The organism is Pectobacterium brasiliense, assembly GCF_016950255.1.
Classification (GTDB): domain Bacteria; phylum Pseudomonadota; class Gammaproteobacteria; order Enterobacterales; family Enterobacteriaceae; genus Pectobacterium; species Pectobacterium brasiliense.
Window position 1 is genome coordinate 2,995,912 of record NZ_JACGFN010000001.1, and the last position, 22,384, is coordinate 3,018,295.

At 50.4% G+C, this 22,384-nt stretch carries 16 protein-coding genes, 2 tRNA genes and 3 rRNA genes; 7 read left to right on the plus strand and 14 right to left on the minus strand.

Annotation, left to right across the window (positions count from 1 at the left end; genetic code table 11):
• Nucleotides 1–66 precede the first annotated feature (66 nt).
• On the minus strand, nucleotides 67–1,890 hold the full coding sequence (gene typA, locus H4F65_RS13295) for a ribosome-dependent GTPase TypA (protein ID WP_010281652.1): 1,824 nt from the start codon (nucleotides 1,888–1,890) through the stop codon (nucleotides 67–69).
• A 369-nt stretch (nucleotides 1,891–2,259) separates the two neighbouring features.
• Here typA and glnA point away from each other — a divergent pair, with 369 nt between their 5' ends.
• From glnA to H4F65_RS13315, 4 genes are all read left to right on the plus strand, one after another.
• Complete coding sequence (gene glnA, locus H4F65_RS13300; RefSeq protein ID WP_010281651.1) at nucleotides 2,260–3,669, plus strand: glutamate--ammonia ligase; 1,410 nt, start codon at nucleotides 2,260–2,262, stop codon at nucleotides 3,667–3,669.
• A 201-nt stretch (nucleotides 3,670–3,870) separates the two neighbouring features.
• On the plus strand, nucleotides 3,871–4,920 hold the full coding sequence (gene glnL / locus H4F65_RS13305; RefSeq protein ID WP_010281649.1) for a nitrogen regulation protein NR(II): 1,050 nt from the start codon (nucleotides 3,871–3,873) through the stop codon (nucleotides 4,918–4,920).
• 8 nt (nucleotides 4,921–4,928) lie between these two features.
• Nucleotides 4,929–6,341 (plus strand): nitrogen regulation protein NR(I), encoded by a 1,413-nt coding sequence (gene glnG, locus H4F65_RS13310; RefSeq protein WP_010281648.1) that lies wholly within the window; start codon nucleotides 4,929–4,931, stop codon nucleotides 6,339–6,341.
• 143 nt (nucleotides 6,342–6,484) lie between these two features.
• Entirely contained in the window at nucleotides 6,485–6,622 is a 138-nt protein-coding gene (locus tag H4F65_RS13315; protein WP_010281646.1) for a YshB family small membrane protein, read from the plus strand.
• A 54-nt stretch (nucleotides 6,623–6,676) separates the two neighbouring features.
• Here the strand turns inward: H4F65_RS13315 and H4F65_RS13320 are convergent, their stop codons facing one another.
• From H4F65_RS13320 to yihI, 3 genes are all read right to left on the minus strand, one after another.
• Nucleotides 6,677–6,925 (minus strand): hypothetical protein, encoded by a 249-nt coding sequence (locus H4F65_RS13320; protein ID WP_010281644.1) that lies wholly within the window; start codon nucleotides 6,923–6,925, stop codon nucleotides 6,677–6,679.
• 57 nt (nucleotides 6,926–6,982) lie between these two features.
• Nucleotides 6,983–8,356, minus strand: coding sequence for an oxygen-independent coproporphyrinogen III oxidase (hemN, locus tag H4F65_RS13325; RefSeq protein WP_010281642.1), 1,374 nt, complete (start codon nucleotides 8,354–8,356; stop codon nucleotides 6,983–6,985).
• 325 nt (nucleotides 8,357–8,681) lie between these two features.
• The gene (gene yihI / locus H4F65_RS13330) at nucleotides 8,682–9,236 is read right to left on the minus strand and encodes a Der GTPase-activating protein YihI (protein ID WP_010281636.1); all 555 of its coding nucleotides are present in this window, start codon (nucleotides 9,234–9,236) and stop codon (nucleotides 8,682–8,684) included.
• Between the two features lie 203 nt (nucleotides 9,237–9,439).
• Here yihI and yihA point away from each other — a divergent pair, with 203 nt between their 5' ends.
• On the plus strand, nucleotides 9,440–10,075 hold the full coding sequence (yihA, locus tag H4F65_RS13335) for a ribosome biogenesis GTP-binding protein YihA/YsxC (RefSeq protein WP_029367904.1): 636 nt from the start codon (nucleotides 9,440–9,442) through the stop codon (nucleotides 10,073–10,075).
• A gap of 205 nt (nucleotides 10,076–10,280) precedes the next feature.
• Here yihA and spfP read toward each other — a convergent pair whose 3' ends face one another.
• From spfP to H4F65_RS13355, 5 genes are all read right to left on the minus strand, one after another.
• On the minus strand, nucleotides 10,281–10,328 hold the full coding sequence (gene spfP, locus H4F65_RS22230; protein WP_071892919.1) for a small protein SpfP: 48 nt from the start codon (nucleotides 10,326–10,328) through the stop codon (nucleotides 10,281–10,283).
• Between the two features lie 162 nt (nucleotides 10,329–10,490).
• Nucleotides 10,491–13,280, minus strand: a complete 2,790-nt coding sequence (gene polA, locus H4F65_RS13340) for a DNA polymerase I (RefSeq protein ID WP_010281627.1) — start codon at nucleotides 13,278–13,280, stop codon at nucleotides 10,491–10,493.
• 378 nt (nucleotides 13,281–13,658) lie between these two features.
• Nucleotides 13,659–14,282, minus strand: coding sequence for a thiol:disulfide interchange protein DsbA (gene dsbA / locus H4F65_RS13345; protein ID WP_010281626.1), 624 nt, complete (start codon nucleotides 14,280–14,282; stop codon nucleotides 13,659–13,661).
• Nucleotides 14,283–14,306: 24 nt separating this feature from the next.
• Nucleotides 14,307–15,293, minus strand: coding sequence for a serine/threonine protein kinase (locus tag H4F65_RS13350; protein ID WP_010281625.1), 987 nt, complete (start codon nucleotides 15,291–15,293; stop codon nucleotides 14,307–14,309).
• Between the two features lie 78 nt (nucleotides 15,294–15,371).
• Nucleotides 15,372–15,641, minus strand: a complete 270-nt coding sequence (locus tag H4F65_RS13355) for a YihD family protein (protein WP_010281624.1) — start codon at nucleotides 15,639–15,641, stop codon at nucleotides 15,372–15,374.
• A 210-nt stretch (nucleotides 15,642–15,851) separates the two neighbouring features.
• On the opposite strand from H4F65_RS13355, the gene mobA reads away from it, so the two are divergent.
• Nucleotides 15,852–16,430 carry a molybdenum cofactor guanylyltransferase MobA gene (gene mobA, locus H4F65_RS13360; protein ID WP_010281623.1) on the plus strand — a complete coding sequence of 193 codons (579 nt, stop codon included), beginning with the start codon at nucleotides 15,852–15,854 and terminating at the stop codon, nucleotides 16,428–16,430.
• On the plus strand, nucleotides 16,420–16,941 hold the full coding sequence (gene mobB / locus H4F65_RS13365; RefSeq protein ID WP_010281622.1) for a molybdopterin-guanine dinucleotide biosynthesis protein MobB: 522 nt from the start codon (nucleotides 16,420–16,422) through the stop codon (nucleotides 16,939–16,941). Before mobA ends, mobB begins: the two co-directional genes overlap by 11 nt.
• 208 nt (nucleotides 16,942–17,149) lie before the next feature.
• Here mobB and rrf read toward each other — a convergent pair.
• The 5 genes from rrf to H4F65_RS13390 all read right to left on the minus strand — a co-directional run bounded on the left by rrf (nucleotide 17,150) and on the right by H4F65_RS13390 (nucleotide 22,337).
• Nucleotides 17,150–17,265, minus strand: a 5S ribosomal RNA gene (rrf, locus tag H4F65_RS13370).
• A gap of 140 nt (nucleotides 17,266–17,405) precedes the next feature.
• Nucleotides 17,406–20,312, minus strand: a 23S ribosomal RNA gene (locus H4F65_RS13375).
• Nucleotides 20,313–20,527: 215 nt separating this feature from the next.
• Nucleotides 20,528–20,603, minus strand: a tRNA-Ala gene (locus H4F65_RS13380).
• A 42-nt stretch (nucleotides 20,604–20,645) separates the two neighbouring features.
• Nucleotides 20,646–20,722 (minus strand) — tRNA-Ile (locus H4F65_RS13385).
• Nucleotides 20,723–20,795: 73 nt separating this feature from the next.
• Nucleotides 20,796–22,337, minus strand: a 16S ribosomal RNA gene (locus H4F65_RS13390).
• The 16S, 23S and 5S rRNA genes sit together here with 2 tRNA genes alongside, the layout of an rRNA operon.
• Nucleotides 22,338–22,384: the final 47 nt, after the last annotated feature.

Below are 22,384 nucleotides of genomic sequence, written 5' to 3' on the forward strand. Positions count from 1 at the left end.
GAAAGCGCATAAAATTCAGGGCACCCGAAGGTGCCCTGTTGCGTAACAAGACAAATCCGTCTGAAATTAGACGTCTTTGCTGCCGCGGCTAGCGCGTTTACGATCGTTTTCGGTCAGGTGACGCTTACGAATACGGATAGACTGTGGCGTAACTTCAACCAGTTCGTCGTCATCGATGAACTCCAGCGCTTGTTCCAGAGACATTTTGATCGCCGGAACCAGTGTGGTGGCTTCATCGGTGCCCGATGCACGCATGTTGGTCAGTTTCTTACCGGTCAGACAGTTTACTGTCAGATCGTTAGAACGTGAGTGAATACCGATGATCTGGCCTTCATACACTTCTGCACCGTGTCCGAGGAACAGCTTACCGCGATCCTGCAGGCTGAACAGCGCAAACGCGACAGCTTTACCCTGACCGTTAGAGATCAGTACGCCGTTCTGACGCTGGCCGATTTCACCTGGACGCACGTCATCGTAGTGGCTGAACGTGGAGTACAGCAGACCTGTACCAGACGTCATAGTCATGAATTCGGTACGGAAACCGATCAGACCACGAGCAGGGATCAGGTAATCCAGACGGATACGACCCTTGCCATCTGGGATCATGTCTTTCACATCACCTTTACGCTCACCCATGGCTTGCATGACTGAACCCTGGTGCTGTTCTTCGATGTCCAGCGTCACGTTTTCAAACGGCTCTTGGTTACGGCCGTCGATAACGCGGTTGATAACTTTCGGACGTGATACGGCCAGTTCAAAGCCTTCACGACGCATGTTTTCGATCAGAACTGACAGGTGCAACTCACCACGACCAGAAACGCGGAATGCATCAGCATCTTCGGTTTCGTCAACGCGCAGGGCTACGTTGTGTACCAGCTCTTTGTTCAGACGCTCCAGAATCTGGCGCGACGTAACATACTTACCTTCTTTACCGCAGAATGGTGAAGTATTGACGTTGAAGAACATGGTAACGGTAGGTTCATCGACGCTCAGTGCTGGCAGCGCTTCGACATTCTGCGGATCGCAGATGGTGTCGGAAATGTTCAGCTCGCCCAGACCGGTGATTGCGATGATATCGCCTGCTTCCGCTTCAGTCGCGTCGATACGCTCCAGACCCAGGTGAGTCAGAACTTTACCGACTTTGCCGTTACGGGTTTTGCCTTCGCTATCAACAATAGTAACTTGTTGGTTAGGCTTAACTTTACCGCGCTTGATACGGCCGATACCGATAACGCCAACATAGTTGTTGTAGTCCAGCTGAGAGATTTGCATCTGGAACGGCGCATTCATCTCAACCTGAGGCGGAGAAACGTGATCGACAATCGCCTGATACAGCGGAGTCATATCTTCCGCCATGTCGGTATGGTCGAGACCCGCGATACCATTCAGCGCAGAAGCATAAATGATCGGGAAATCCAGCTGCTCGTCAGTCGCATCCAGGTTCACGAACAGGTCGAATACCTGATCGACAACCCAGTCAGGACGCGCGCCAGGACGGTCAACTTTGTTGATAACCACAATCGGTTTCAGACCGTTGGCAAATGCTTTTTTGGTCACGAAACGCGTTTGCGGCATCGGGCCATCCATCGCATCAACAACCAGCAGTACCGAGTCAACCATCGACATTACACGCTCAACCTCGCCGCCGAAGTCGGCGTGTCCCGGGGTATCTACGATGTTAATACGGTAGTCTTTCCAATTAATGGCGGTATTTTTTGCGAGGATGGTAATTCCACGCTCTTTCTCCAAATCGTTGGAGTCCATTACACGCTCGGTTGCTTCGACACGTTCACCGAACGTTCCGGATTGTTGCAACAGCTTGTCAACCAGGGTGGTTTTCCCATGGTCAACGTGCGCAATAATGGCGATGTTACGCAAATTTTCGATCACAGCTTTGCCTCAGGCATTTAGAAATAGCGCGCTATTGTACACGTATTAATCGAGGGACTAAACAAGATCACAAGCATCTATGATAAACAACCTAGAGCTGCCTGCTTTGTGATCCCTTTCACGGTGCAAAAGCGCTACAAGCGAACATGAATGCACCAAATAAGTGCAATAATTCACATATGGAGCACCATTTTGGTGCTTTAGACTATAATGGTGCAGTGGGTTTACGTGAGAAAGCCCCAAGGAGCCACACATTGCACACATTTAAAAAGTTGGCACACTTTTAGCTTTAGTCTACTCACGGCAACAACATCAATCCACAACGATATTCGTTCCACGACGATAAATGACCAATCGGGAGAACCAAGTATGTCCGCAGAACATGTTTTGACGATGCTGAATGAGCACGAAGTGAAGTTTGTTGATTTACGCTTCACTGATACTAAAGGTAAAGAGCAGCACGTCACCATTCCGGCTCATCAAGTCAATGCCGACTTCTTCGAAGAAGGTAAAATGTTTGATGGTTCCTCGATTGGCGGCTGGAAAGGTATTAACGAGTCAGACATGGTTCTGATGCCCGATGCCAGCACCGCAATGATCGACCCGTTCTTCGAAGATTCTACACTGATCATTCGTTGTGACATCCTCGAGCCAGGCACGATGCAAGGTTATGACCGCGACCCGCGTTCTATCGCGAAACGTGCGGAAGATTTCCTGCGTTCTTCCGGCATTGCCGATACCGTCCTGTTCGGGCCTGAGCCAGAATTCTTCCTGTTCGATGACATCCGTTTCGGCAGCAGCACTTCCGGTTCCCACGTTGCTATCGACGATATCGAAGCTTACTGGAACTCCGGTAAAGCCTACGAAGGCGGTAACAAAGGTCACCGTCCAGGTCTGAAAGGCGGCTACTTCCCAGTTCCACCAGTCGATTCATCACAGGACATCCGTTCTGCTATGTGTCTGACCATGGAGCAAATGGGTCTGGTTGTTGAAGCTCACCACCACGAAGTGGCTACCGCTGGTCAGAACGAAGTGGCTACCCGCTTCAACACCATGACCAAAAAAGCTGACGAAATTCAGATCTACAAATATGTCGTGCACAACGTGGCTCACGCCTACGGTAAAACCGCGACCTTCATGCCAAAACCAATGTTCGGTGATAACGGTTCTGGTATGCACTGCCACATGTCTCTGTCTAAAGACGGCACTAACCTGTTCGCTGGCGACAAATACGGCGGCCTGTCTGAAATGGCGCTGTTCTACATCGGCGGTGTTATCAAACACGCTAAAGCTATCAACGCCCTGGCGAACCCGACCACCAACTCCTACAAGCGTCTGGTCCCAGGCTACGAAGCCCCGGTTATGCTGGCTTACTCTGCCCGTAACCGTTCTGCTTCAATCCGTATCCCAGTGGTTGCGAGCCCGAAAGCACGTCGTATCGAAGCGCGCTTCCCAGATCCAGCCGCTAACCCGTACCTGTGCTTCGCTGCGCTGCTGATGGCTGGCCTCGACGGCATCATCAACAAAATCCACCCTGGCGATGCCATGGACAAAAACCTGTACGACCTGCCGCCGGAAGAAGAAGCAGAGATTCCAAAAGTTGCAGGTTCTCTGGACGAGGCCCTGGCTGCACTGAACGAAGACCGCGAGTTCCTGACCCGTGGTGGCGTGTTCACCGACGACGCTATCGAAGCATATATCGAACTGCGTAAATCTGAGATTGACCGCGTTCGTATGACGCCGCACCCAGTTGAGTTCGAACTGTATTACAGCGTCTAATCTCTACCTCGGCGTGGTTGGGTGTGCTGATACCCGACCATGACCGATAAACAACAGAATACTAAGAAGTTTGTTCTTGTTGCCGTGGAAACGCTTCAGCCCATCTTCGGATGGGCTTTTTTCACCACCGGCATTGGCCGTTGCGACGTAACATCCATCATTCACACTACAATGCACCATGCTGGTGCGGGAGTCTGCGTTATGGCAACAGGCACGCTGCCCGATGCTGGGCAGATCCTAAATTCCCTGATAAACAGCATCTTATTGCTGGATAACGATCTGGCGATTCACTATTCCAACCCGGCAGCACAGCAATTACTGGCACAAAGCTCGCGTAAATTATCCGGCACGCCGCTGCCTGATTTGCTGGGATATTTTTCTCTGAATGTCGATTTGCTGCGTGAAAGTCTGGATTCAGGGCAAGGTTTTACGGATAACGAAGTCACCCTCGTCGTGGATGGTAAAGCGCACATCATGTCGCTCACTGCCCAGCGGGTACAAAACGATTTTATCCTACTGGAAATGGCGCCGATGGATAACCAGCGCCGCCTCAGTCAGGAACAGCTGCAACATGCACAACAACAGGCCGCCCGTGATTTGGTCCGGGGTCTGGCGCATGAGATAAAAAATCCGCTTGGCGGATTGCGGGGTGCCGCGCAGTTGCTTGCTAAAGCACTGCCCGACCCAGCATTGACGGAATATACCAAGGTCATCATTGAACAGGCGGATCGCCTGCGCAATCTGGTAGATCGCCTGCTGGGGCCACAGCAACCCGGCCTGCACGTCACCCAAAGCATCCATCAGGTCGCTGAACGCGTTTGTCAGCTTGTCTCACTGGAAAAGCCAGATAACGTGACGCTGGTGAAAGACTATGACCCTAGCCTGCCAGAACTGACGCACGACCCCGATCAAATTGAACAGGTACTGCTGAATATTACCCGCAACGCGCTACAGGCGCTGGGCGAGGAAGGCGGAACGATTACGATACGTACCCGCACGGCTTTTCAGCTTACGTTACACGGTGTGCGCTATCGTCTCGCCGCGCGTATTGACGTGGAAGATGACGGCCCCGGCGTACCGGCTCAACTACAGGACACACTGTTTTACCCGATGGTGAGCGGACGCGAAGGGGGCACGGGTTTGGGGCTTTCCATCGCCCGCAGTCTTATCGACCAACACTCCGGTAAAATTGAATTTAACAGTTGGCCAGGACACACCGAATTCTCGGTTTACCTGCCCATTCGCCAGTGAGGTTCACAATGCAACGAGGGATAGTCTGGATTGTCGATGACGATAGCTCCATCCGTTGGGTGCTTGAGCGCGCGCTTGCTGGTGCGGGTTTAACCTGCGCAACGTTTGAGAACGGAAATCAGGTACTGCATGCGCTGGCGACACAAACGCCCGATGTTCTGCTGTCCGACATCCGTATGCCAGGGATGGATGGATTAGCGCTCTTACAGCAAATCAAACAGCGCCACCCAATGCTCCCGGTCATCATTATGACGGCACATTCCGATCTGGATGCCGCCGTCAGCGCTTATCAACAGGGTGCGTTCGACTATTTGCCGAAGCCATTCGATATTGATGAAGCCGTTGCGCTGGTTGAGCGCGCGATCAGCCATTATCTGGAACAGCAACAGCCGGTACGCAGCCAACCGATCAATGGCCCGACGACGGATATTATCGGCGAAGCGCCCGCGATGCAGGATGTCTTTCGCATCATCGGTCGCCTGTCTCGCTCGTCAATCAGTGTGCTGATTAATGGCGAGTCGGGGACGGGTAAAGAGTTGGTCGCGCACGCTCTGCATCGCCACAGCCCTCGGACCAAAGCCCCTTTTATCGCACTGAATATGGCCGCCATTCCCAAGGATCTGATCGAATCAGAACTGTTCGGCCATGAAAAAGGCGCGTTTACAGGCGCAAACCAGATTCGTCAGGGCCGCTTTGAGCAAGCCGATGGCGGTACGCTGTTTCTGGATGAAATCGGCGATATGCCGCTAGACGTACAAACACGTCTGTTGCGCGTATTGGCAGACGGACAGTTTTACCGCGTTGGCGGCTATGCTGCGGTAAAAGTGGATGTTCGTATTATCGCGGCAACGCACCAAAATCTTGAACAACGCGTGCAAGAAGGCAAGTTCCGTGAGGATCTGTTTCACCGCCTGAATGTGATCCGCGTCCATCTGCCACCGCTGCGCGAACGTCGGGAAGATATCCCCCGTCTGGCGCGTTATTTCTTGCAGGCCACCGCCAAAGAACTGGGCGTCGAGCCGAAGAATCTGCATCCAGAAGCGGAAACGGCGCTAACTCGTTTACCGTGGCCCGGCAACGTGCGCCAATTGGAAAATACCTGCCGCTGGTTGACGGTCATGGCCGCTGGTCAGGAAGTGCTGATTCAGGATCTGCCGCCTGAACTGTTCGAGACCACTGCGCCTGATTCCACCGTGCATATTCTGCCGGACAGTTGGGCCACGCTGTTGGCACAATGGGCCGATCGCGCGCTGCGTTCTGGTCATCAAAACCTATTGGCAGAGGCACAGCCGGAAATGGAAAGGACGCTGCTGACGACGGCTCTACGACATACGCAGGGGCATAAACAGGAAGCGGCAAGATTGCTGGGATGGGGCAGAAATACCCTGACGCGTAAATTAAAAGAGCTGGGAATGGAGTAGCAAGATTGCTTTTTTATTGCTCAATTGTTAACAAACAAACTGGTGATAAAAAATACAATCTGGCGCACGAAATTGTCATTAATTTGTCCTTTACTTGCCTCGAGTCAGCAGTATGATCGTGTCGCTGATTCGGGAGGAACACCATGCTGGATTCATTGATTTCTGCGGCAACGCTTTCCGTTGCAACACACGGCGCTGAAATTGGCTCCGCGGCAAGCCATTCGCCACAGGCTGCTATTGCCGCCGTTTTGTGTGCCGCACTGATTAACTTCTTTAGTTAATCCTATAAACGTTCAAGAACAGCCAGTCGGTGCAAACATCTACTGGCTGTTTTTTTATTTACGTTTTTCAGCGTCCGTATAGGCTGGCATGTCAGCCACTTTCAGGTCAGGATGCATCGCTTCAATCTCTTTAATCAGCTTATCGAATACGTCCACAATGCCATTCCCTACAACGCCACGAAATTTCTTGTGCTCGTCTTCTGGCACTTTCCCCTGTAATGTTTTTACCTCGTTGTACATGAGGTTCGCGAGGTTAAGTGCCTTATCCCGATATTCTCTGGCTATCTCTTTATCTGAAAACATGCGATCTCCTTGTCATTAAAGCCTTTTCCCCCTAGGATAGCCACCCTCCCCGGGCAGTTAAATCACGCGGGAAAATTGCTGTGTTCTGAGCTTGCTGCGTAGATAAACGTCAAAGCACATACAGATATTGCGGATCAGCAACCGTCCCTTCGGCGTCACCATCAGCCCGTCTTCCTGACTCTCGACCAGCCCATCGGCCACCAGCGGAGCAAGCAGTGCTAAATCCTGCTCAAAGTAGGTTTTAAAATCGATAGCATATTCCGCCTCAATGGGCGCATAGCTGAGCTGGAAATTACAAATGAGCGTCTTAATCACATCGCGGCGGAGGCAGTCATCACGCGTCAGCTGTAACCCACGCCACAAGCCATTCCCTTGGTCTTTGACCTGCGCATAATACTGCTTCAGCTCTTTCTGGTTCTGAGCATAGCTATCACCGATCATACTAATCGCCGACACACCCATCCCAAGCAGATCGCTGTCGCCCTGCGTCGTATAGCCCTGGAAATTGCGATGCAGTTTCCCTTCTCGCTGCGCCACCGCCAGCTCATCGTCTGGGCGAGCAAAGTGATCCATACCGATAAACTGATAACCCGATTGCGTCAGCGACCCAATCGTCTGTTGCAGAATATCCAGCTTTTGCTCCGCGCTCGGTAGATCCGCTTCTTTAATCTTGCGCTGCGCGGCAAACAGGCTCGGTAAATGCGCATAGTTAAAGACGCTAAGCCGATGCGGGCTTAATTCTGCAACGCGCTGTAGCGTAAAGGCGAAGCTTTCCGGCGTTTGTTTCGGCAGGCCGTAAATCAAATCGATATTGGTTGAGGTGAAACCCAGCGCTTTTGCCCGTTCAATAAGGGCGAAAATAAAGTCTTCATCCTGCTCACGATTGACCAGCTTCTGCACGTCTTTATTAAAATCCTGCACGCCCATGCTCAGGCGGTTAAACCCTTCGGCACGCAGATGATCGAGGACGTCCAGCTCAATTTCTCGCGGATCGACTTCAAGCGACAGCTCAGCCTGATCGGAAAAAGAGAACTGCTCGCGCAGCAGCGACATCAGTCGGCTGATTTGTACTTTATTCAGATAGGTTGGTGTACCGCCACCCCAATGCAATTGCGTCACCGTTCGTCCAACGAATAGCGGCGCACGCTGGCGGATTTCCAGCTCCAGCACATCAAGGTATTCATCCGCTTTATGCTGCTGACGCGTAACCAGCTTATTACAGCCGCAGAAATAGCACAGCCGATGGCAAAAAGGGATGTGGATATACAGCGACAGCGGTCGCTGCGGATAACGGGCAATGGCCTGCTGAAACGCCGGCTCATCGTAAGCTTCACTGAATTCTAACGCTGTGGGATAAGACGTATAACGCGGCCCGGAATAGTTATATTTTTGAATCAGGGCCAGATCCCAGTCAACGGACGGTATCGACATATTCGCTCACTCCTTCCAGTTTTTACTCGGTGGGTTATCCTTCCCCTCCTTCAGATCACCAAAAATGGCGTTCAAAAACGCTCCCGGCGTTTTGTTACTCGTCTCATCCATGAGACTCGCCCTAAGGGCCGTCACGTTGTGACGTTCAAAAACGCTCCCGGCGTTTTTGTCTTGGGCGTAAGTGTCGCACCTGATTCATGCGCCCGTTAAACAGGGCGCGATGCAACCGGTGCTTACGCTTCGACAATAGCCATAGTTTACTGAACAGACAGAGCAGATAAAACGCAACCAGCAATATCAGAAACAGAAACAGCCATTTCATTGATTAGAACGTGTCTTTCGGGCTATTACGTTTCAAAAGCTGCAACATATCTTCCTGCTGCTCTTCTTCGTCATCATCACCCAGCTCGATTCCAAGCTCTTCCATCAGGATGTCGATACGATCCAGCGTTTCATCAACCCATGACTGATCTTTGGCGCTTAGCGTCTCGCCGCTATCCAGACGATCCAACAAGGCATCCAGGCGCGCATCGTTTTCTAACATTTCCAGCTCTTCTTCCGGCGACATTGTCGGCTTCGCAGCAACGACTTTCTCCACAGGCTCAGAAGGCTTCGATTTAGGCTTAGGTTTAGCCACAGCGCTGTCTAACACACCAAGCTGTACCGGCTTTTTGCTGCCGATACGCGGATCGGCAACTTTACGCTGACCAGAACGCTGATCGGTAGAGGCTTTTTCCTGAGTTCGGCTGCCCGACGCATTGCCACGATGCTTTTTATCTTTTTTCCGCTCGCGCGCTTCACGCTCCAGCTCTTCGCGGGTCTTTCTTTTTACTTTGGGTTTCCCTGCCTTATCGGCAGCCCCTTTGACAGGTCGGTTCATAATATTGTTCTCAGGTACACAGATATAAGGGAAGTGCGGCGGAATCTAGCAGAAAGCCCGCGAATAAAAAAGCGTCCACATCAGACAGCTGAGCTTTTCTTTTCGCATCAGTCTGCCGCATTTCACGACAGATAAAGCCGCCTTTATTGTCAGTTACAGGTATAATCCCCAACCAGACAGAGATCCAGATAGAGATAACCATCGTGACCCAGCAATATAACTACCACATGACGCGTTTTATCATCAGCGCCCCGGATATTCGCCATCTGGCAACAGATAGCGGTATTGAAGTGGCCTTTGCTGGGCGCTCTAATGCCGGAAAATCCAGCGCACTGAACACGCTGACCAACCAGAAAAACCTGGCACGAACCAGTAAAACGCCAGGCCGTACTCAGTTGATTAACCTGTTTCAGGTGGTAGACGGCGTGCGTTTGGTCGACCTTCCCGGCTATGGCTATGCCGAAGTGCCGGAGCAAATGAAGATCAAATGGCAACGTGCGCTCGGTGAATACCTGCAAAAGCGTAACAGCCTTAAGGGTCTGGTTGTGCTGATGGATATTCGCCATCCGCTGAAAGATCTCGATCAGCAAATGATTCAGTGGGCTGTTGATGTCCAGCTTCCAGTCTTAGTGCTGCTGACCAAAGCCGATAAGCTGGCTTCAGGCGCGCGTAAGACACAGTTGAACATGGTTCGCGAGGCTGTCTTGCCATTTATGGGTGATATTCAGGTCGAAGCATTTTCGTCACTGAAAAAGCTCGGCGTCGACAAACTACGGCAGAAATTGGATAACTGGTTCAGCACGTTGGAACACGCTGAAGAAGAACAAGAAGCAGAGTAATCCTTTCGCGTGGTGCAGAGTATTATCACTCGCATCACGCCCCCGCTTTCCCGCAATGATCGCCCACCAGAAACGTTATTTTCACACGCGAAACCATGTTGACATATTGCTGTCTGCTACACGGCTACCGGCGTTTTAAGGGTAAAAATCCTGGATAAAGCCCATAAAAAACGCCCCGCTCAAAACTGAGCGGGGCGGCTAATATTCAGCCAAATCCGATTACGTGAAGTAAAAGGTCTGAAAGATAGAACATCTTACCTCTGTACCCTACGTCTTTAACTCTACCCTATTTTTTCACGGGAACAAAGGCTTTTTTGTTGTTTACTTTCATAGAAAATGGTTATCGATTACACAAAGTTAAACCAGGTCACACAATACTGTTATTTAATTACAGAAATAGCGTAAGAATCGGCCATTAATGTGCTTCATCCCAGTTCATGCCCGTACCGATGTCTACCTGTAACGGAACATTCAATTGCATACAACCTTCCATTAATGCTTTGATTTTACTAATGGATTCTTCAATAACCGAATCATGAATCTCGAAAACCAATTCATCGTGAACCTGCATGATCATCTTCACCTTCGGCGTGTCTTTCTGTAGCCAATCGTCAATCGCGATCATTGCTTTCTTAATAATATCGGCGGCGGTGCCCTGCATTGGGGCGTTAATCGCCGCACGTTCTGCGCCTTTACGCGCCATCGCATTACGAGAATGGATATCGGGCAGATAGAGACGACGACCATCCAATGTGGACACATAGCCATGCTCTGCGGCCTGTTGGCGCGTACGTTCCATGTAATCCTGCACACCTGGGTAACGTTCAAAATACAGGTTCATGTATTTCTGCGATTCGCTACGGGGAATATTCAACTGACGCGACAAGCCAAACGCGCTCATGCCGTAGATCAGACCGAAGTTAATCGCTTTCGCACTGCGACGCTGTTCCGATGTCACCTTATCCAGTGCGATGCCAAACACTTCTGACGCCGTTGCACGGTGGATATCCAACCCGTTCGCAAACGCGTTCAACAGCCCTTTATCACCCGATAGGTGCGCCATGATGCGCAGTTCGATTTGCGAGTAGTCCGCCGCCACAATGCTGTAGCCCTTCGGCGCAATGAATGCCTGACGAATACGGCGCCCTTCGTCATTACGAACCGGGATGTTTTGCAGGTTCGGATCACTGGAAGACAAGCGCCCAGTCGCAGTAACAGCCTGATGATAAGACGTATGAACACGCTTCGTCGCCGGATTGATCATCAACGGCAGCTTATCGGTGTAAGTAGATTTCAGCTTGGCCAACCCACGATATTCCAGGATCAACTTCGGCAGAGGGTAATCCAGCGCCAGTTCAGCCAGCACTTCCTCATTGGTTGACGGTGCGCCTTTTGGCGTTTTCTTCAGAATCGGCAGCTTTTGCTTTTCATACAGAATACCCTGTAGCTGCTTGGTCGATGAGAGATTGAACTCTTCGCCCGCCAGCTCATAGGCTTGTGTTTCCAGCTCTGCCAGACGGATTGTGAGCTCTTTTGAGTGTTCCGCGAGAATAGCAGGATCGATCAGCACGCCTGTACGCTCGATGCGGGATAAAACCGGCACCAGCGGCATATCAATCGTCTGGAAAACCTGGCACAGATCGGCATGCGGCTGGAGTTTCCCCCAGAGCTTCTGGTGCAGATGCAGCGTAACGTCCGCATCCTCGGCTGCATAAGGCCCAGCCTGTTCCAGTGCAATCTGATTAAACGTCAGCTGATTTTTTCCCTTACCCGCGATCTCTTCAAAGGTAATGGTTTTGTGGCTCAGATAGCGTTCGGCCAGGCTATCCATATCGTGGCGGCCCGCCACGCTGTCGAGCACATAAGATTCCAGCATGGTATCAAACGCGATGCCGCGTAAATCGATGTCATACCGCTGCATCACGCCTTTATCAAATTTGAGATTCTGACCAATCTTAAGCAGCTTCTCATCTTCCAGCAGCGGTTTGAACAAGGCCAGCACTTTGGTGCGATCCAACTGTTCCGGCGCATCCAGGTAGTCATGCGCCAGCGGCAAATAAGCGGCTTCACCCGGCTTAATGGCGAATGACAACCCAATCAGATTAGCGGTGAGTGTATCCAGCCCGTCGGTTTCCGTATCAAAAGCGAAAACTTCAGCCAGCTTTAAACGCTCAACCCAATCGAGCAGCGTTTTTTCATCAAGAATCGTGACATAACCGTCGGCAGAAAGTGTAGGCGCATTATCTTCTTCAGCAACTTGCTCAACCACCGCGTTACTGACAGCCTGGACAGGCTGGCTGCTCTTTTTACCCTGCATCCAGGTACCGGATTCAATATCCGATAACCAGCGTTTAAATTCATAGCGGGAAAAGAGACGATGCAGCTCATCCACATCCAGCTCGTTAACGGTGAGCTGATCGCAGCTAAGCTCCAGCTCGACATCCGTTTTAATGGTGGCTAGCTGATAAGAGAGGTAGGCCACGTCTTTGTGCTGTTCCAGCTTCGGCGCCATGGTTTTCGCACCACGGAAGGAAAGCCCGGCAATTTTATCAAGATTGGCATAGAGCGAATCCAGCCCGCCAAGCCCTTGCAATAGCGCTTGAGCCGTTTTTTCACCCACGCCAGGTACGCCGGGAATGTTATCTGATGCATCTCCCATCAGCGCAAGAAAATCGATAATCAGCTCAGGAGGAATACCGTACTTATCACACACTTCCTGTGGGCCAAGAATCGAGTTATTCATGGTATTAATGAGCGTCACGCTCGGCGTCACCAGCTGCGCCATATCTTTATCGCCGGTACTAATCAGCACCGGTTTACCCGCTTTTTCAGCCTGAACGGCGAGCGTACCAATCACATCGTCCGCTTCTACGCCGGAAACCGCCAGAAGCGGCAACCCCATTGCTTTCACCATCTGATGCAGAGGCTCTATTTGCTCGCGTAGATCCTCCGGCATCGGTGGGCGGTGAGCCTTATAATTTTCGAATAGTTCATCGCGAAACGTTTTCCCTTTCGCATCAAAAACGACGGCAACGTGGCTGGGCTGATATTGCAGCAGCAAACTGCGTAGCATATTCAGTACGCCATACATTGCACCAGTGGCTTCTCCCGCGCTGTTTGTTAACGGTGGGAAAGCGTGATAAGCACGATACAAATAGGATGAACCGTCTACCAGTATTAAAGGATTTTCTGCAATCTGAGCCATAGCCTGCCATGATCGTTGTGGTCTGTCATAGCACTAAGCATGCCATAGGTCAGGGAAAGAGACGATCCTTAACGTGAGATATTGGCTGATTTTGCATGGATCCTCGCAAGATCTTCCTGTGGATAACTTTGTGAGTAGTTTTATCCGCTTAATTGCTAATTTCCCTTATTATCTCAAGTTGTTTTTTTATATTCATTAATTTCATGGAGTTATAATATAACCTGTTTATTTTTAAGGCGTGATAAACCGTCATCCAATTTGTGGATATAAACACGTAGATATATAGATATTGGGAGCTGATGAGATATAAAAGATAAGAAGATGAACCGCGGGAAGGTATAAAGTCATGCGGTTTTACCCGCATGACTTATTAAATAATTACTTCTTGGTAATGAGGAACTTCACCACGTCAGCGTACTGTTTTACATACCCATCCATTGAACTGGTATCAAGACCATCATTCTTGATCATATATTTACCGTTAACGAACATGGCTGGAACGCCGCGTAATTGTAAATCGGCGGCCGCTTTTTCCTGCTGGGCAACCAGAGATTTCACAACAAAGCTATTCAGAGCACCATCAAATTCTTCCGCACTTACACCGGCTTTCACAAAGACTTCACGAATATCTTCCGGTTTTTGTACAGTCTGTGTTTTCTGAACCGCATCAAACATCAGCGGGGTAATTTTATCTTCAACACCCAGCGCCATAGCAACAGCCCATGCCTGCGTCAGGTTTTTACCCAATGGGCCCAGGAAGTCCACGTGATAACGTGTCATCTTCGTACCCTCTGGCAACGCTTTTTTTACTGCATCTGGAACGTGGTAAACCTGTTCAAATTGATAGCAGTGCGGGCAATAGAATGAGAAGAACTCAAGAACCTGAGGCTCTTGGGTTGCAGGTTTATCTAATTCTACATATTGCTTGCCGTCAGAAAACTCTGCAGCAGAAGCACTAAATGCCAGAACAACGCCAATCAGCGCAAGCCATAACTTTTTCATAAATTTAACTCTCTCCATTTAATTTCAGTACATTGGCATTAGCTGTAGAGGAGGTTCCTGCAACAGCTGAGTTTGCCCAATAAATATTGCCGTTTGCTTCAACCAGAAATCAGCATCCGTCATCCAGGGGAAATTTTTCGGAAAAGCGGGGTCTTCCCAGCGACGGGCAACCCAAGCCAGATAATAAACCTGCCGCATCGCACGAAGAGGCTCAATCAGCGAGAGTTCTTTCTCCTGAAATTCCGCAAATTCGCTATAGGCTTCTAACAAGATATCCAGTTGAATACGTTGTTCACGACGGTCACCGTGCAACAGCATCCATAAATCCTGTATTGCCGGACCATTACGGGCATCATCCAAATCCACAAATAGCGGGCCATCACGCCACAAAATATTGCCTGGATGACAATCCCCATGCAGACGCAGTGGTCGCCAATCGTTATGCCAATAAGTTTCAACTGTATCAATCAGCTGACGGGTCGCTTGTAAAAAATCATGTCGATGTATTTTCGGTATTAGCGGACATGTCTCCAACAACCGATAAGATTCATGCAGGTATTCATTTATCCCGATCGTTGGACGCTCGGTGAATAACGATTTCTGCCCCGTCTGGTGAATCCGGCCGAGAAAACGACCGACCCACTCTAGCTGGTCTTCATTATCCATTTCATACTGCCGCCCACCCACGCTGGGAAATACGGCAAAATGAAACCCTTCATAGGAGTTCAACGTTTGCCCATTAAGCGAGACGGGCGCGACAATAGGGACTTCATCTTCTGCCAATTGCTGGGCAAAAATATGCTCTTCCTGAATCTGTGCTGCACTCCACCGTTCTGGGCGATAAAATTTCACCACGAATCGTTTACGATCTTCATCCGCAAACTGATACACCCTGTTCTCATAACTGTTTAATGCCGTCAAACCAGAATCAACGCGCAGCCCAACATCCAGTAAGGCATCCACGATCAGATCTGGGAATAGCGTCTGAAAATTAAATATCGAACTATTCATCACGGCCACAAATGGTTAGAGGCAACGTAAGAGATATGCGTGCAATAGTAAGCATCATGAACGTGTTATTCCTTTCCACTAGTCTTTAATAACTCCCCGGGCACGAAGCAAAGCTGTCTTAAAATCTTCTTCGTAATCCTTCTTCAACCCGGGGATGACTTGTTCTTTATCTGCATCACGCATTTTTAGATGGTAAATAAGGATATCATCAGTCAGTTCATTTAACTGCCCCTCGAACCCCGCCTCCTGTGCAAGGTTTTGTAAAAATTGCACCAGATTTAAATCGGGCTCTTTTTGCCAGGCTGGGTGCAACAGTTCAACCAACTCATTAACACGATGACATTTCATTTTTTTCTCCTTAACAACGATTTGTACTCAATAAATTTCAATATGCAGGAAGCGACTTGAGCGCTATTGAGTATATAGCGATAAAAATAACAGCCTTGCTCACATGAGGAAAGAACTTGGTCTTCTGCGAAAGTTTTCAGAGAATAGCGTATGGTTTAGCACCACAAACTTTCGGTAGAGGAAAGTGGGCATCGATAATTGGAAAGTGAAATGATTACAGGCGTTATTCTCGCAGGCGGGCGTGCAACTCGCATGGGCGGGCACGATAAAGGTCTGATAGCACTGAACGGTGAGCCGCTATATCTGCATGTCCTGTCTCGGCTTAAAGCACAGGTTAATGAAGTCATGATCAGCGCTAATCGCAATCAGGCTGTGTATGCACAAAGTGGCTGCCGCATTATTAGTGACTTTGATACAAGCTTTCTTGGCCCGCTGGCGGGTATTCTGAGTGGATTACATGCCTCTCCATCCGAATGGGTTGCATTCGTCCCTTGCGATGTCCCTGCGCTCCCTTGCGATCTGGTAAACCGCTTGTGGCAAGCACGTGGGGAAGCCAATGCGGCTTATGCCACTGATGGAGAACGACCACATCCCACATTACTCTTAATCAATAAAAACCTTATTGAATCACTAGAGACCTATCTGCATCTCGGAAACCGTAAGCTGATGCTATTTATGGAACAGGTTGAAGCAAACGCCGTTTCATTTAGCGATCAGCCTGAAGCTTTTCGCAATATGAATTCGCCTGAAGATTTATCCAATTGGGAGAAGCAACACCGTGAATCCTAATCGTGTCCCCTTGCTCGCTATTACTGCTTATAGCGGTACAGGTAAAACGACATTACTTAAACACGTCATCCCGCTGCTAGCTCATCATGGCGTTAGAGTCGGACTTATTAAACATACACATCACCAGATGGATATTGATACGCCAGGTAAAGATAGCTATGAACTCCGTAAGGCAGGTGCAGCACAAACGATTGTAGCCAGCAGCCAACGGTGGGCGCTAATGACGGAGACGCCTGATCAGGAAGAACCCAATATTTACGATCTAGCTGGGAAAATGGATGCATCAGCTCTCGATCTAGTGCTGGTTGAGGGGTTCAAACACGAGAAGATCGCTAAAATAGCCTTGTTTCGCCAATCGTTGGGTAGAGAATTAAGTAATTTGATCGATGAACATGTCATTGCGATTGCAGCGGATACGGAGATAGACACCCGACTTCTTGTGCTCGATATCAATCAACCAGAACAGGTTGCTGCTTTTATCCGACAATGGCTCAAAAATAACAGTTTGTAGTGCGGAATAGACTACCGCTCACACTGAACCATTGGGTAATGTCTGGTAGGAGGTTGATTTTCGCCCCATATCTCTTGGTAGCAAGGTTGTTCTGCCGGATACACCTAAATAAATGCACAACGGTGAGCAGCAAACCGTTGCACATAATCCCAAATTCCCCATAGCAAAAAGCCCCTGTCTTTCGACAGGGGCTTTCCACTTATTTGATGCCTGGCAGTTCCCTACTCTCACATGGGGAAGCCCCACACTACCATCGGCGCTACGGCGTTTCACTTCTGAGTTCGGCATGGGGTCAGGTGGGACCACCGCGCTATCGCCGCCAGGCAAATTCTGTTTCATTCCAGCCGTTACTGTGCTGACTTTATCTCTCTTGTCATCACGTAACCACCAGAACCAATCTCTGAACAAGCTGAACATCGTTCTCTATGAGTCTTTCATCACCCACAAAACACCTTCGGTGTTGTAAGGTTAAGCCTCTCGGGTCATTAGTACTGGTTAGCTCAACGTATCGCTACGCTTACACACCCAGCCTATCTACGTCGTCGTCTTCAACGGCCCTTCAGGGGCATCTGGTGCCCAGGGAAGACTCATCTCGAGGCAAGTTTCCCGCTTAGATGCTTTCAGCGGTTATCTCTTCCGCACTTAGCTACCGGGCAATGCAATTGGCATCACAACCCGTACACCAGTGGTGCGTTCACTCCGGTCCTCTCGTACTAGGAGCAACCCCTCTCAATCTTCCAACGCCCACGGCAGATAGGGACCGAACTGTCTCACGACGTTCTAAACCCAGCTCGCGTACCACTTTAAATGGCGAACAGCCATACCCTTGGGACCTACTTCAGCCCCAGGATGTGATGAGCCGACATCGAGGTGCCAAACACCGCCGTCGATATGAACTCTTGGGCGGTATCAGCCTGTTATCCCCGGAGTACCTTTTATCCGTTGAGCGATGGCCCTTCCATTCAGAACCACCGGATCACTAAGACCTGCTTTCGCACCTGCTCGAGCTGTCACTCTCGCAGTCAAGCTAGCTTATGCCTTTGCACTAACCTCCTGATGTCCGACCAGGATTAGCTAACCTTCGTGCTCCTCCGTTACGCTTTGGGAGGAGACCGCCCCAGTCAAACTACCCACCAGACACTGTCCGCAACCCGGATCACGGGTCCACGTTAGAACATCAAACATTAAAGGGTGGTATTTCAAGGTTGGCTCCATGCAGACTGGCGTCCACACTTCAAAGCCTCCCACCTATCCTACACATCAAGGCTCAAGGTTCAGTGTCAAGCTATAGTAAAGGTTCACGGGGTCTTTCCGTCTTGCCGCGGGTACACTGCATCTTCACAGCGAGTTCAATTTCACTGAGTCTCGGGTGGAGACAGCCTGGCCATCATTACGCCATTCGTGCAGGTCGGAACTTACCCGACAAGGAATTTCGCTACCTTAGGACCGTTATAGTTACGGCCGCCGTTTACCGGGGCTTCGATCAAGAGCTTCGCCTTGCGGCTGACCCCATCAATTAACCTTCCGGCACCGGGCAGGCGTCACACCGTATACGTCCACTTTCGTGTTTGCACAGTGCTGTGTTTTTATTAAACAGTTGCAGCCAGCTGGTATCTTCGACTGATTTCAGCTCCATGAGCAAGTCACTTCACTTACCATCAGCGTGCCTTCTCCCGAAGTTACGGCACCATTTTGCCTAGTTCCTTCACCCGAGTTCTCTCAAGCGCCTGAGTATTCTCTACCTGACCACCTGTGTCGGTTTGGGGTACGATTTGATGTTACCTGGAGCTTAGAGGCTTTTCCTGGAAGCGTAGCATCGGTTACTTCATCACCGTAGTGACTCGTCATCACGCCTCAGTGTTAACGATGACCCGGATTTACCAAAGTCATCCACCTTCACGCTTAAACCGGGACAACCGTCGCCCGGATAACCTAGCTTTCTCCGTCCCCCCTTCGCAGTAACACCGAGTACAGGAATATTAACCTGTTTCCCATCGACTACGCTTTTCAGCCTCGCCTTAGGGGTCGACTCACCCTGCCCCGATTAACGTTGGACAGGAACCCTTGGTCTTCCGGCGTGCGGGTTTTTCACCCGCATTATCGTTACTTATGTCAGCATTCGCACTTCTGATACCTCCAGCAGCCCTCACAGGCCACCTTCGCAGGCTTACAGAACGCTCCCCTACCCAACAACACCTAAGTGTCGCTGCCGCAGCTTCGGTGCATGGTTTAGCCCCGTTACATCTTCCGCGCAGGCCGACTCGACCAGTGAGCTATTACGCTTTCTTTAAATGATGGCTGCTTCTAAGCCAACATCCTGGCTGTCTGTGCCTTCCCACATCGTTTCCCACTTAACCATGACTTTGGGACCTTAGCTGGCGGTCTGGGTTGTTTCCCTCTTCACGACGAACGTTAGCACCCGCCGTGTGTCTCCCGTGATAACATTCTTCGGTATTCGTAGTTTGCATCGGGTTGGTAAGTCGGGATGACCCCCTAGCCGAAACAGTGCTCTACCCCCGAAGATGAGTTCACGAGGCGCTACCTAAATAGCTTTCGGGGAGAACCAGCTATCTCCCGGTTTGATTGGCCTTTCACCCCCAGCCACAAGTCATCCGCTAATTTTTCAACATTAGTCGGTTCGGTCCTCCAGTTAGTGTTACCCAACCTTCAACCTGCCCATGGCTAGATCACCGGGTTTCGGGTCTATACCCTGCAACTTAACGCCCAGTTAAGACTCGGTTTCCCTGCGGCTCCCCTATACGGTTAACCTTGCTACAGAATATAAGTCGCTGACCCATTATACAAAAGGTACGCAGTCACCTAACAAGTAGGCTCCCACTGCTTGTACGTACACGGTTTCAGGTTCTATTTCACTCCCCTCGCCGGGGTTCTTTTCGCCTTTCCCTCACGGTACTGGTTCACTATCGGTCAGTCAGGAGTATTTAGCCTTGGAGGATGGTCCCCCCATATTCAGACAGGATGTCACGTGTCCCGCCCTACTCATCGAACTCACAGCTTGTGCATTTTTGTGTACGGGACTATCACCCTTTACTGTGCGACTTTCCAGACGCTTCCACTAACACACAAACTGATTCAGGTTCTGGGCTCCTCCCCGTTCGCTCGCCGCTACTGGGGGAATCTCGGTTGATTTCTTTTCCTCGGGGTACTGAGATGTTTCAGTTCCCCCGGTTCGCCTCATGACACTATGTATTCATGTCATGATAGTGTGTCGAAACACACTGGGTTTCCCCATTCGGGTATCGTCGGGTATAACGCTTCATATCAGCTTACCGACGCTTATCGCAGATTAGCACGCCCTTCATCGCCTCTGACTGCCTAGGCATCCACCGTGTACGCTTAGTCGCTTAACCTCACAACCCGAAGATGTTTCGATTGATTCATCATCGCGCTGCGATTATTTGAGAGACTCATTGACAGACTGATTCATCACGACACACCCGAAGGCGGTCATAATTGTTCAGCTGTCATGTTTCAATTTTCAGCTTGTTCCAGATTGTTAAAGAGCAAAACTTCGCAGTGCACCCAAACAGGTACACTCTGAAATTTTCTATACAGCGAGTAGTGATGGTGGAGCTATGCGGGATCGAACCGCAGACCTCCTGCGTGCAAGGCAGGCGCTCTCCCAGCTGAGCTATAACCCCATCGTTGCTTACAGATACCTTAGATACCACTCACGGAAGAGTTGGTAGGCCTGAGTGGACTTGAACCACCGACCTCACCCTTATCAGGGGTGCGCTCTAACCACCTGAGCTACAAGCCTATTAAGGTATTTCTGCTCGTTATTTTCATCAGACAATCTGTGTGAGCACTTCACTCAACGCACATCTTCTTGGTAAGGAGGTGATCCAACCGCAGGTTCCCCTACGGTTACCTTGTTACGACTTCACCCCAGTCATGAATCACAAAGTGGTAAGCGCCCTCCCGAAGGTTAAGCTACCTACTTCTTTTGCAACCCACTCCCATGGTGTGACGGGCGGTGTGTACAAGGCCCGGGAACGTATTCACCGTAGCATTCTGATCTACGATTACTAGCGATTCCGACTTCATGGAGTCGAGTTGCAGACTCCAATCCGGACTACGACGTACTTTATGAGGTCCGCTTGCTCTCGCGAGGTCGCTTCTCTTTGTATACGCCATTGTAGCACGTGTGTAGCCCTACTCGTAAGGGCCATGATGACTTGACGTCATCCCCACCTTCCTCCGGTTTATCACCGGCAGTCTCCTTTGAGTTCCCGACCGAATCGCTGGCAACAAAGGATAAGGGTTGCGCTCGTTGCGGGACTTAACCCAACATTTCACAACACGAGCTGACGACAGCCATGCAGCACCTGTCTCAGAGTTCCCGAAGGCACCAAAGCATCTCTGCTAAGTTCTCTGGATGTCAAGAGTAGGTAAGGTTCTTCGCGTTGCATCGAATTAAACCACATGCTCCACCGCTTGTGCGGGCCCCCGTCAATTCATTTGAGTTTTAACCTTGCGGCCGTACTCCCCAGGCGGTCGATTTAACGCGTTAGCTCCGGAAGCCACGCCTCAAGGGCACAACCTCCAAATCGACATCGTTTACAGCGTGGACTACCAGGGTATCTAATCCTGTTTGCTCCCCACGCTTTCGCACCTGAGCGTCAGTCTTTGTCCAGGGGGCCGCCTTCGCCACCGGTATTCCTCCAGATCTCTACGCATTTCACCGCTACACCTGGAATTCTACCCCCCTCTACAAGACTCTAGCCTGTCAGTTTTGAATGCAGTTCCCAGGTTAAGCCCGGGGATTTCACATCCAACTTAACAGACCGCCTGCGTGCGCTTTACGCCCAGTCATTCCGATTAACGCTTGCACCCTCCGTATTACCGCGGCTGCTGGCACGGAGTTAGCCGGTGCTTCTTCTGCGGGTAACGTCAATCAGCAAGGTTATTAACCTTACTGCCTTCCTCCCCGCTGAAAGTGCTTTACAACCCGAAGGCCTTCTTCACACACGCGGCATGGCTGCATCAGGCTTGCGCCCATTGTGCAATATTCCCCACTGCTGCCTCCCGTAGGAGTCTGGACCGTGTCTCAGTTCCAGTGTGGCTGGTCATCCTCTCAGACCAGCTAGGGATCGTCGCCTAGGTGAGCCATTACCTCACCTACTAGCTAATCCCATCTGGGCACATCTGATGGCGAGAGGCCCTAAGGTCCCCCTCTTTGCTCTTGCGAGGTTATGCGGTATTAGCTACCGTTTCCAGTAGTTATCCCCCTCCATCAGGCAGTTTCCCAGACATTACTCACCCGTCCGCCGCTCGTCACCCAAAGAGCAAGCTCTTCTGTGCTACCGCTCGACTTGCATGTGTTAGGCCTGCCGCCAGCGTTCAATCTGAGCCATGATCAAACTCTTCAATTTAAGATTTGTTTGATTTGCTGAACTCGTCAGCGATGCTCAAAGAATTA

Coding starts and splice junctions, on each gene's coding strand:
- glnA (WP_010281651.1), top strand. CDS start 2,260: ATGTCCGCAGAACATGTTTTGACGATGCTGAATGAGCACGAAGTGAAG.
- glnL (WP_010281649.1), top strand. CDS start 3,871: ATGGCAACAGGCACGCTGCCCGATGCTGGGCAGATCCTAAATTCCCTG.
- glnG (WP_010281648.1), top strand. CDS start 4,929: ATGCAACGAGGGATAGTCTGGATTGTCGATGACGATAGCTCCATCCGT.
- H4F65_RS13315 (WP_010281646.1), top strand. CDS start 6,485: ATGCTGGATTCATTGATTTCTGCGGCAACGCTTTCCGTTGCAACACAC.
- H4F65_RS13320 (WP_010281644.1), bottom strand. CDS start 6,925: ATGTTTTCAGATAAAGAGATAGCCAGAGAATATCGGGATAAGGCACTT.
- hemN (WP_010281642.1), bottom strand. CDS start 8,356: ATGTCGATACCGTCCGTTGACTGGGATCTGGCCCTGATTCAAAAATAT.
- yihI (WP_010281636.1), bottom strand. CDS start 9,236: ATGAACCGACCTGTCAAAGGGGCTGCCGATAAGGCAGGGAAACCCAAA.
- polA (WP_010281627.1), bottom strand. CDS start 13,280: ATGGCTCAGATTGCAGAAAATCCTTTAATACTGGTAGACGGTTCATCC.
- dsbA (WP_010281626.1), bottom strand. CDS start 14,282: ATGAAAAAGTTATGGCTTGCGCTGATTGGCGTTGTTCTGGCATTTAGT.
- H4F65_RS13350 (WP_010281625.1), bottom strand. CDS start 15,293: ATGAATAGTTCGATATTTAATTTTCAGACGCTATTCCCAGATCTGATC.
- H4F65_RS13355 (WP_010281624.1), bottom strand. CDS start 15,641: ATGAAATGTCATCGTGTTAATGAGTTGGTTGAACTGTTGCACCCAGCC.
- mobA (WP_010281623.1), top strand. CDS start 15,852: ATGATTACAGGCGTTATTCTCGCAGGCGGGCGTGCAACTCGCATGGGC.